Source organism: Cryobacterium sp. TmT2-59 (assembly GCF_004403545.1).
GTDB classification, from domain to species: Bacteria; Actinomycetota; Actinomycetes; order Actinomycetales; family Microbacteriaceae; genus Cryobacterium; species Cryobacterium shii.
This window is the reverse complement of record NZ_SOGM01000005.1, coordinates 33,019-43,983: the sequence shown is the minus strand read 5'-3', so window position 1 is coordinate 43,983 and position 10,965 is coordinate 33,019. Positions and strand designations below refer to the sequence as shown.

General features: G+C 58.6%; 9 protein-coding genes. All 9 read right to left on the bottom strand.

The features are described from left to right. Positions 1-344: 344 nt before the first annotated feature. Positions 345-2,357: an asparagine synthase (glutamine-hydrolyzing) gene (asnB, locus tag E3T24_RS00455; protein ID WP_134434158.1), complete on the bottom strand. Its 2,013-nt coding sequence runs from the start codon at positions 2,355-2,357 to the stop codon at positions 345-347. After that, entirely contained in the window at positions 2,345-3,376 is a 1,032-nt protein-coding gene (locus E3T24_RS00450) for a glycosyltransferase (protein WP_134434155.1), read from the bottom strand. Before E3T24_RS00450 ends, asnB begins: the two co-directional genes overlap by 13 nt. Positions 3,377-3,456: 80 nt before the next feature. Further along, entirely contained in the window at positions 3,457-4,665 is a 1,209-nt protein-coding gene (locus E3T24_RS00445) for a glycosyltransferase family 4 protein (RefSeq protein ID WP_134434154.1), read from the bottom strand. Further along, on the bottom strand, positions 4,626-5,576 hold the full coding sequence (locus tag E3T24_RS00440; protein ID WP_134434153.1) for an NAD-dependent epimerase/dehydratase family protein: 951 nt from the start codon (positions 5,574-5,576) through the stop codon (positions 4,626-4,628). Before E3T24_RS00440 ends, E3T24_RS00445 begins: the two co-directional genes overlap by 40 nt. A 174-nt stretch (positions 5,577-5,750) precedes the next feature. After that, a complete protein-coding gene (locus tag E3T24_RS00435; RefSeq protein ID WP_134434152.1) occupies positions 5,751-6,395 on the bottom strand; it encodes an acetyltransferase in 645 nt (214 codons plus the stop codon). After that, positions 6,392-7,036: a sugar transferase gene (locus E3T24_RS00430; protein WP_134434151.1), complete on the bottom strand. Its 645-nt coding sequence runs from the start codon at positions 7,034-7,036 to the stop codon at positions 6,392-6,394. The genes E3T24_RS00435 and E3T24_RS00430 overlap by 4 nt, the downstream gene beginning before the upstream one ends. Further along, positions 7,033-8,169, bottom strand: coding sequence for an aminotransferase class I/II-fold pyridoxal phosphate-dependent enzyme (locus E3T24_RS00425; RefSeq protein ID WP_134434150.1), 1,137 nt, complete (start codon positions 8,167-8,169; stop codon positions 7,033-7,035). The genes E3T24_RS00430 and E3T24_RS00425 overlap by 4 nt, the downstream gene beginning before the upstream one ends. Then, positions 8,166-10,019, bottom strand: a complete 1,854-nt coding sequence (locus E3T24_RS00420) for a nucleoside-diphosphate sugar epimerase/dehydratase (RefSeq protein WP_241978576.1) — start codon at positions 10,017-10,019, stop codon at positions 8,166-8,168. Before E3T24_RS00420 ends, E3T24_RS00425 begins: the two co-directional genes overlap by 4 nt. Then, on the bottom strand, positions 10,010-10,939 hold the full coding sequence (locus tag E3T24_RS00415) for a hypothetical protein (RefSeq protein WP_134434149.1): 930 nt from the start codon (positions 10,937-10,939) through the stop codon (positions 10,010-10,012). Before E3T24_RS00415 ends, E3T24_RS00420 begins: the two co-directional genes overlap by 10 nt. Between the last annotated feature and the right edge of the window lie 26 nt (positions 10,940-10,965).

The window sequence follows — 10,965 nt, the reverse complement described above, 5'->3', positions numbered from 1 at the left end:
GGGTGAACGAGCGCCTCGGCGTCGGACCTCCGGATCTGGGTCCGGGACTGCTGGTATTCATTGGACTATCGTCGCGCACGGCGATCAAAGATGGGCTGGGCATGGTGGACCGGTTCCTGGTTCTCGCCCTACGTCATGCGGCGGACTTGCTGTTAGCTGCTGGCCTCACCCAACCCTGACACGTAGGGTAGTACTGGGTGGCCTTATTTTCAATCGGCGATACTGGCCCTGTTTTCAGTCGGCGTTAACACAGACAAACGTGACGCACGAAACCCACTTATGAGTTGCTGCCTAGACATCACCGCCACTCATAAAAACCGATGACGTGCAAATCTGAGCGCACGTCAGACGAGTTGATCTTCCGCCTCACACAAGGGCTCCCGGCGTTGGGGCGCGACCCGCTGCTCGTCCAGCCAGGCTTGAAACATCAGAATGGTCCACAGTTGATGTTCGCGATTATGTCTCCCGCTCAAGTGTTCTGCCCAAAGGGTCCGGACCAGCTGAGGATGAAAGAAACCTTCACTCGTCAGTCGGGACTCTCCAAGCAGGTTCTCTGCCCACTCGCGCAGCGGACCGCGCAACCAATCGCCCAAAGGAATGCCGAATCCCATTTTGGGCTGGTCAAACAGTTCCTCAGGGACGTGACGATAGAGCACCTGACGCAAGAGCCATTTGCCCTCTCCATTACGGATTTTGAGGGCCAGCGGCATGCGCCATGCGAGCTCGACGACCCTGTGATCCAGCAAGGGCACTCGCGTCTCGAGGCTGTTCGCCATAGCTGCTCGATCCACCTTGACCAAGATGTCATCGGGCAAGTAAGTCTTCGAATCCATTGCCATCATCCAGTGCTCGAATGAATCCGTAGCAGGCCAAGATTCGGATTGAGTAAATGCCGTGGGTGGCTCAACAGCGTCAACGACAACACTGGCCGGATCCTGCCAATGACTCGTCAAGCGACGATAAAACGTTGCATTGTCTGGGGCGGTCAGAACCCCTGCCAGTTTGTGGGCCTTATCCCCTGGGTAGGCAATTTGGTACTTGTCTGGCAGGAGCACGCGTGCTTGTCGGAACAGGCTGTCCCACATTGGCGGCGAAAGCGTCTGCAGTGCCCGGGCCGCTCCAGCCCTCGCAGGAATGGGGAGTTTAGCCATTCGACTCCATACCTTGCGTGCGCTGAGATAGCGGTTGTAGCCACCGAAGATCTCGTCGCCCCCGTCGCCTGATAGTGCGACGGTGACTTCTCGCTTCGCGAGCTGGCTCACCAGGAACGTTGGAATCTGAGAGCTGTCACCGAACGGCTCACAAAACATCGACGCGAGTTTCGGGATCACGGCGAGTGCGTCCTCCGGCTGGACGACAACCTCGGTGTGATCAGTGCCCAAGTGCCGCGCAATGGCTCGCGCTTGAGGGGACTCATCATACGCAGCACTGGCTGAGCCGATTGTGTAGGTACGCACCTTTTGCGAACTTTGTGCTTGCATCAGAGCGACGACGGTACTGCTGTCAATTCCGCCGCTGAGAAAAGCCCCAACGGGAACATCCGACAGCATCTGACCTCTGATGCTCGCGGAAACGGCCCCCTCGACAGCGTCGATGGCTTCAGCTTCGGAGCCGGCGAACGGGTTGGCGATTCCTGCTGTGACCACATCATTCATTTGCCAATATGGGTGGGACTGAACTTCGTTTGGGGCCTTGCCTCCGACAACGGGGAGACTCAGGTAGTGACCGGGGAGCAGCTTATGAATCCCACGGTAGATGCTGTGTGGAGCCGGGATGCAATTGTGCCGCAGAAGAAGGGCAAGAGCTCCGCGGTCGATTTCGCCAACGAAGGCAGGGTGCGCCCTGAGCGATTTCAACTCAGAACCAAACAGAAAGGTATCTCTCTGCCAGCCGTAGTATAAGGGTTTCTCTCCCATTCGGTCCCTGGCCAAGGTAAGGGTGCTCGATTCCCGGTCCCACAGAGCGAGAGAGAACATCCCAACGGTGGCCTTTAGGGTGCCTCCGATACCCCACGCGTTGAAGCAAGCGAGGAGCGTTTCAGTGTCTGTGTGGCTTCTCCACGAAGGGGCTAGTCCCTGTTTATGCAATTGCGATCGCAAGTCAGGGTGATTGTAAATCTCACCATTGAAAGAGATTACGTAGCGACCGTCTGCTGACACCATCGGTTGGCTGCCCGCCGAGGAAACGTCCAGCACGGCGAGTCGGCGATGCCCCAAGGCGAGCCCAAACGATTCATCCAGCCACTGGCCGCCACTGTCAGGCCCCCGATGAACAATCGCGTCTGTCATCTGAGTGACATCTTCGGCGAATGTACTCGACTTCGTGGTCAAATTGACGCAGCCCGCTATTCCACACATGTCTCTTGCTCCCCCTGGGAAACGTTCATTACTCGGCTTGGTGACAGGTTCATGGCACGAAGCCATTCCGTTCTCCACGCATCGAAACTGTAGTGCCTTTCCACGCCGGCTCGCCCACTGTTCCCCAAGGCGAGGCGCTCCAGCGCACTCATTTCGATAATAGACTCGAGCGCTTCCCGCCATTCCCCACGAGTGGTCGGTGCCAATCCCCCGAGGCGCCGGATAGCAACTTCATTGCCCCCCACGGGCGTACCAACTACAGGAAGTCCGGCCGCGCCATATTGGAGAAGCTTGTAAGAACACTTGCCGCGGGTGAAGTCATTATCGGGCAAGGGCATGAGCCCGACGTCCGCCGACGCGAGTTGGCCGGCATAGGCCTTGGGATCCCAGTCGGATCGGTCAACTATCGCGTTGAGCGCACCCAAGTCGGCATTTCCCGAACTTATAACACTAAGTCGCAGACCGTGACGAAGATTCAGCGCAAGGAGCACGTCAGTCAAATCCGTCAAGAATCGTTCCGTTGCAGGGGACCCTATCCAGATTGCACGCGGTTGATCTTGGATTTTATAGGAAGTTTTCTGCAAGTAATTTGAGGGCTCAACGCAACTCGGAATGATCCGGACATCACTGCGTAATCTGGACGCCGCTTCCCCAAGGACATCGCTGCCAGCGATAACGACATCGGCGGACTCAACAGACCTCTTCCAAGCTTTCTTACCGGACCAGATGCGCTCATGCCAAGACCGACTCCCGAGGTAGATGGCGTCGTCAAAGTCGTAGACAGAATGATGAGCACTTTCGAGTAACAGTGACTCGATCCGGCCCGAGCTGAACGGGGACGCCGATCGGCTCATCAGCACGGTTTGGTTCTCTAGCATTGGCGGGAGTTTTCGAAGTTCAAGTTCAGCCAGCAAGATTCGCGGCGCGGCTCGAATCAACCTCGAAGGACGCGTGTCAGGTGTGCCCAAGTACTCAAAGCGATCCGCTTGGATCCCAAGCTTGTCGAACCAGTCGTACATTCGGACACGCGTACTGGCACCGGCTGCACCATATCTCGAGACGGACACGATACCTGAGAGGTCTCGTGCGGACCGTGCATTCAACGATCGATCCTTTTTCTTTCGAGGTGGTAATCCATATAGAACCGCTGCGTGTTCGCCCAGACCAGAGGTCGTGCATAGTTCGCCGACACATGCGCGCGCGCTCGGGCCCCCATATCTTTGCAACGAGTACTATCTGAGATCATTCTGGTCAGGCAGTCTGCGAGGTCTGGTGCAGAAGAAACACGTGCGATCAGGCCCGTCTCGCCGTCGATGACGGAGTCGATAGCCCCGGTCGCACTAGTCGTCACGGACGGGACTCCGGAGGCCGCTGCTTCCAGAACCACGTTTGGGAAGCCCTCACGCAGAGTCGGCAGGCAGAGCACATCCATCAGTTGGAAGTAGATCGCGGGATGTGAAACGTACCCCGTGACTATCGACGGCAAAGTGCTCTGGCTCAGCTCGCTGAGCACATCAGCACCACCCTTGTCGTCTACTTCACCGACCACCAATAGCTGAAACCTCTCACCCTTGGTCGCCATAATCAATCGCGCGGCCGTGAGCACATCTAGTCCTTTGTCCTTTGTGAGCCGGCCTACGAACCCGACGACGGGAATGTTCGTCAGTAAGCCCAGGCTACGCGACAGCGTGTGTAGCTCTTCCTCAGAGAAATTGGACCTCTCGTGAGCACCCATATCCACACCGTTGGAACTCCCCACACCGAGGACAATGACCTTGGCCTGCCCAACCAAGCGCAAATCGATGGCGCGCTGACGCAGACTCGAACTGACGGCTAGCACCCGGTGAGATACCGCCATAGAACACATTTCGACGATGGTCAGAACCAAGCGTTGAAGACCGTAAGCGGTCTCCAGACGGAGCCCCCGGAGGAGATAGATGCGGGTTGGCACCCGAGCAATCAATCCGGCAATCCCGCCGAGTAGCCCTGCTTTGGGCGTACCAACAGAAATAACATCTGGCGAAACGGCCCGCAATAGACAGATCCAGGCCAGCAGCGCCTTTGCGTCAGCAAATGGCGACGGATTACGGTTCATCGGAATTGTGTGTACAGTCAGACCCGCCGACTTGGAGAGGGATTCAGATCGAGGCCCCGGTGAGCTGACGACGTGCACGTCCCACCCAGTCCCCGAGAGATGCTCTGCGAATCCGCGCATCAACACGATCGACTCGTCCGCTGTCACACCAAGGAGGATCTTGGGCTTGTCAGTCAATTTCCCGATTTCATTCGAAGTTCTGACTGAAACCATTCAATGGTTTTCGCCAAACCCTCGTCCAGTGACACAGGCACGACCGAGGGGAAAAACTCTCGGACCCGCCGGCCATCAGACTGGGATGCCCTGACATCACCAACACGCTGCTCGGCGTGAATAACCTTCAACGGTTCGTTCAGATGCAGTTCCATCGACTCAATAAGTTCAAGCAGAGTCGTGTTCGTGCCGAAAGCAAGATTGATGGGATCAGTTGAACTTGTCTTATTTTGCACGGCGTCAAGGATGACTGCGCATACGGTCTCGACGTAGGTGAAGTCGCGCGACTGTAAGCCGTCTCCATGAACGGACAGGTCCTCCCCCGCCAACGCGGCTTCGAGGAATTTCGGGATCACGGCGGCATAAGAATGACCCGCCGCCTGTCCGGGACCGTAGACGTTGAAAAAGCGGAAGGCCAGAGTCTTCATCCCATAGGAGAAGTTGTAAGCAATGCAATATCCCTCGGTCGCGAGTTTACTGACTCCATAGGGACTCATCGGGCGAGTCCAGTCATATTCGCTTTTGGGAAGAACGGGATTGCTCCCGTAGACGGAGCTAGAGGACGCTACCGATACGTGTCCGACACCGAGTTCGCGTGCAGCTTCAAGCACATTGAGCGTTCCAGTTGAATTTGCATCGTGCGACGGGCGCGGGGCCGCGACAGAACGTGGAACGCTTGGAATCGCCGCCAGATGCACAATTGCATCAACGCCGCGCGCCGTTTCCTTCAACAAATCGTAATCGAGGATAGAACCGTGGGTGAATTGAACGTCTAAGCCTGCCAGATTCTGAATGCTTCCGGTGCTCAGATCATCTAGTACACGAACTTCAGTCGCTGGAGAGTGCCCGTTGAAGAACCGCACTAGATTCGACCCGATGAATCCCGCTCCGCCTGTAATCAATACCTTCATGCTGAAATACCCATCCCTAACACTGCCGTCCACATCGCCCGAAGGGGCAACGAGTAAAAATCATTTGCACTCTGCAGCGGTCAAATCCTGATCGGGGTCCCGTACGCCCGATACGACATTCCAGACCGCACCACAGTTCAAATCCAATATGCGATATCAAGGCTCGTACGCGTTTCACCTGGCAGGCACGCCCTTCACAACGGACTTCGGTTTTACACGGCGTACAACGCATGCGCTGGCGCCTACCAGGGAATCTTCACCAACTGCGATTCCTTGCAGGATGACCGCAGCGGCGCCAATGAGAGCCCGTGCTTCAACAATCACTTCACCCGAGATCGTCGCAGCCGGATTGATCGAAACGAAGTCGTGCAAGACTGCGTCGTGTCCGATCGTGGCGTTCGGGTTGATCTGCACGTGCTGCCCCAAGGAGACATTCGTTGACAGCTGCGCCCCCCCGCAAACTACTGAGCCTCCGCCGATGGTCACTCTGGACCCAATTGACGCAGCAGGGTGTATCGCAGTTGCAGCCTCAAAGCCATCACGGGAGAACGCTTCCGCAACCCTCTGACGAGCTTGGGGGTCGCCAATGCCGACTAGATATTGGGCTTGGATGCCTGCTTCCCGCCACGCCGAATCTGTTCCCAAGTAGGCCACACCGCGAGCGGCTAGCCGTTCCAGATTCCTTATACTCGGATCCGCATCCAGGACGCCAAGAATTTGAAAGACAGGCACGGCTTCCGCCTTGTTCATGGCTTCCACCACGTCCAGGGCCTCCCGACCGAACCCGCCGGCTCCGACGACGACCAGTGGGATACTCATCGCTCCGCTTCCTTCCCAAACGGACCACCAACGAATTCCGCTACCGTGACATGTCCTTCTGCAGAAACGCCGTCGCGCTTGGCAACCGTCATCACCGTCTTCGCGAGTATCCAGAGGTCCATGCCGAAACCTCGTTCGCCGACGTACTTCACGTCCAAGGCGAACTTGTCTTCCCATGTCAGCCTATTGCGGCCACTCACCTGAGCCAGACCGGTGATTCCCGGGCGGACGTCATGTCGCCGGGCCTGTTCCGGCGTATAGCGGTTGAGGTACCGGACCAGCAAAGGCCGCGGTCCAACGAGACTCATGTCACCCTTCAGAACGTTGTACAGCGTGGGGAGTTCATCCAAACTCGTGGATCTCAGCGCCCGACCGAATGGGCTGAGGCGCTGCTCGTCTGAGATCAGCCCTTTCTTCAAATCCACGTTCTTCATTGTGCGAAACTTGTAAAGGCGGAATACTCGACCGTTCTTGCCGGGGCGATCCTGCTTGAACAGCACGGGACGGCCTAGTTTCGCGGCAACCAATCCGCCAACGATCATGAGCACGGGTGACGCGACAGCTAAGCCGAGGATTGCTACGACACAATCAATAGCTCGCTTCGTCGTGTCGAAACGAGTCAAGGACGCATGTGGCGTCATACGGTGACTCCGTTAAAAGCACGAAGCCGTGACGTAACTCGGTCTATCTCAGATCGGCCGAGAGCAGATCCGCTCGGCAAAGTGAGGCCGGTCTCAAAGAGGCGCTGGGAGTTGCCGTTCGTCACTGCTCGGGAAGCAGAGAAGACGGGTTGCATGTGCATGGGTTTCCACAGCGGGCGGCTCTCGATATTCACGGCCATCAAGTCGGCACTGAGGTCGGCGGGAGACCATCCAGTGACTGCCGAATCTATAACGATTGATGTGAGCCAACAGTTGTCATCGTCGTCTGACGCGCCCCCGAAGATTTCCACCCCATCCATCCGTGCGAACAGCTCCCGATATCGTTCACGCATTTCGCGACGACGCGCGATCATTTCATCGAGTCGAGATAACTGCGCTCTTCCGAGAGCAGCCAAGATGTTGCTGAGGCGATAGTTGTAACCAATTTCAGTGTGCTCATAGTGCGTAACCGGCTGTCGAGCTTGCGTGGCCAAATATCGAGTGTGAGCCGCGAGCGCCAGGTCGTCTGTTAACAGCATTCCTCCCCCCGAGGTCGTCATGACCTTATTCCCGTTAAAAGACAGGATGGAGGCGCGCCCAAACGATCCGGCGGGCCGACCTTCGTGGCTCGCTCCGAGGGACTCGGCTGCATCCGCCAGGACAGGTATCTCGTACTCATCTGCAATGGCGCAAATCTCTGTGTAATTGGCTGCCTTACCCAGCAAGTCAACGGGAACAATTGCGGCGGCCTTTTCTCCACTGCCGCGGAGCTGCTCAATTGTTTGTCGGAGCAAAGCTGGATCTATGTTCCCGCTCTCGAGTTCACAGTCAATGAAGAACGGTTCGGCCCCCGTATATACGATGGCGTTAGCCGTCGCAGCGAACGTCATTGTCGACGTGAGCACAGTGTCACCCGGGCCGATTCCGAGCCCAAGCAGCCCGAGGTGCAGTGCTGCTGTGCCGGAGCTCAGTGCCACGGCCTGTTCAACGCCGACGCGTTCCGCCATCTCCACCTCGAAAGCATCGACGTCGGGTCCCAGCGGGGCGATCCAACCAGACCGGATCGCGGCCACCATGTACTGTTCTTCGAGGTCACCGACGTCGGGAGACGACATATAGATACGTTCACTCATAGGGCTATTCCTGTTCCGGCCAGCGCTGACTCAATTTCGCCCGGCCGATTCGTTGGATCGTGTCGACAACGTTCATCCCAACCCGGTTTGTTCAGATTCTCGGGGCGGATGGACGATATGGTCGTATGGGTGATTTTCGGATGGATCGGCCGCTGATCCGTTTCATGGTCGCCGATGAGTTCTTCGTGCAGCTTCTCGCCGGGGCGCAGGCCCGTGTAGATGATCTCGATATCCTTGCCCGACATTCCAATCATTCGCTCGGCCACGTCGAGAATTCTCACAGGCTCGCCCATGTCGAGAATGAGAACCTCGGCGGGACCACCGATACCGCCGGCCTGGATGACCAGCTGGCACGCCTCCGGGATGGTCATGAAGAAGCGGGTGACGTCGGGATGGGTGATCGTCAGCGGTCCACCAGCCTCGATGAGGGTGGTGAAGGTGGGCAGCATCGAGCCACGGCTGCCAATGACGTTGCCAAAACGAACCGAAAGATACGCCTGCTTGGATTCCTGGGCGGCCCACGCCGTGAGCTTCTCAGCAACGCGCTTGGAATGACCGAGCACACTCGTGGGGTTCGCGGCCTTGTCGGTGGAGATGTTCACGAACGTAGTCACCCCGACCGCCTGGCCGGCTTCGAGCACATTGAGTGTGCCGAGCACATTAGTCTTCCATGCCTCGTCGGGGTACTGCTCCAGCATCGGGAGGTGTTTGAGGGCAGCGGCGTGGAAAACAACCTCGGGTCGCCGCTCGGTAAAGATGGCCTTCAATGCCTCGGCATCGCGGATGTCCGCGAGCACCACGTCTTTGGTGTCGAGGAGGCCGTGACCGAGGATCGAGATCTGGGTGATCTGAAGGCCGGTTTCGTCGCGATCGAGCATGATGAGTTCGCTCGGGCCGAACTTGGTGATCTGACGGCACAGTTCGGAGCCGATGGAACCGCCCGCACCCGTGACCAGCACGCGTTTGCCCGCGAGATAACCAGCGATCGACTCAACGTGGGTGTCAACGGGGTGACGACCGATCAGGTCTTCGATCGAAATATCGCGCAGGTCGTTGAGGCGGGACTTGCCGTTGAGCAGTTCTTCAAGGGGAGGAAGAACCAAGACCTGGAGATGCGCGGCCTTGGCGGCATCGGTGATCTCACGCAACAAGGCTGCATCGGCCTTGGCGATGGCCACGACCAGCGCAGTTGCTCCAGTGGCTGCAGCTGCGGCGGAAAGGGACGCGCGCGAACCGACGACGCGAACGCCATGGAGCCAGAGATTGCGCTTGCGAGGGTCGTCGTCGATGAGCCCCACCGGCAAAAATGGCGAGTTTCGGTCGGTGGTCATGCGCCGAGCAAGCGACGCCCCCATGTATCCGGCACCGAAGATCAGGGCCTTCTGAATGTCGTCTTTTGGAACTACCGACCGTTCCACCAGGAGCCGCTTGACGTAACGCACGCCGCCCATCAAGACGAAGGCCATGGGCAGGGCGATGAAGACCGTGCTGCGGGGAATGCCGACCACTGTGCCCGCAATTGCAACCGGGATGCCCAGAATGACGGTCGAGGCGATAACAACTCCGAGCAGCGCCCTAATCTCAGAAAAACTCCCGTAGATGTGGCGGCCCTGGTAAAGGTGGTTGGCACCGCCCGCGAGAAACTGCACCAGGCATGCAGCCGCGCACAGCGCCACCAACGGCCGCAGTCCCATCAGCCCCAAGTCAAACTCATAGCGAAGGATCTCGGCCAAAAACAGGGCGACAACCCAAGCTCCCGCATCGAACGCAAATTGAGTACCGAAGCGGATGAGAGGCACTGAACTGTGCAGCTCCTTCATTCTCGTCGTCGCAAAGTCGCTTACTGCCATGTCGTGCCCCCATCAATCGAACTACTCACTACGTCCCCCGCCCACAGCCAGACAATTCCGTCCGCACCCGCCAGAGCCAGGGTGCCCGGCGTGACCGCCTCCTCACGGCATCCGGTCGGGGTCAGCGCCCCGTCGGGCTCTTCAGACGTCGCGAGGAGCTGTGCGCCCGCGCAGTCGGCCTGATCGGTGGCCACGATGATGTAGCCGTTGTCACTGACGGTCAGATTCGCGGCACCGGGAAGGGCGACCGCGGGCCCGTAGGTCGCGGCGCCATCGCCGGTGCGAAAGAGGGTGCCGTCTGAGCAGAGCAGGGCGGCCGTCGAGTCGGTGCGCGGGGCGAGGGCGATCACCGCGGAACAGGGTGCGGAAAATGAACCTGACGGGCTGTGCACGCGGGCCCGGTCTGTCGGGTCAACGTACCAGTTCGACCCAACCCGATCGGGGTATTCCTGCCACTGAGCGCCTGCCACGAAGGTGGTCACGCGCTGTGGCGTGCAGTCCCCTGCCGTGAGTGTGACCAGGGAGGCCTCGGACTTGCTGGAAACGTAGATCGAGAGAATGGAGGAGGCATCGGTGCCTTTCGACGCGTCGAAAGCTCTCCAGGTTTCACCGGCGTCAGTGGAGAGCTCCGGGGTCGCGGTGGCGGCGGGGCAGTCACCGGTCGTGGCACGCCAGAGTGTGGACGCGTCGAGGGCGGTGAGGATGCGGGTGGGGGGCGGGGAAGTGATTGCCGGGGTCTCGACAGGCTCGACTACCGGCTGCTCCGTTGTCGACGGCTCGGCGGTCGTGGTCTCGGCTGGCTTGACCGCCGTGCCCGCATTGGCGGACGGCTTCGACGCGGTGAGCGCAAAGGACACCAGCGCAACGTCGAACAGCAAGAACACGGCCAGACCTGCAATGAGCAGGCGGTGGCGCAACACGCTGTTACGGTTCTTGCGACTCTTAG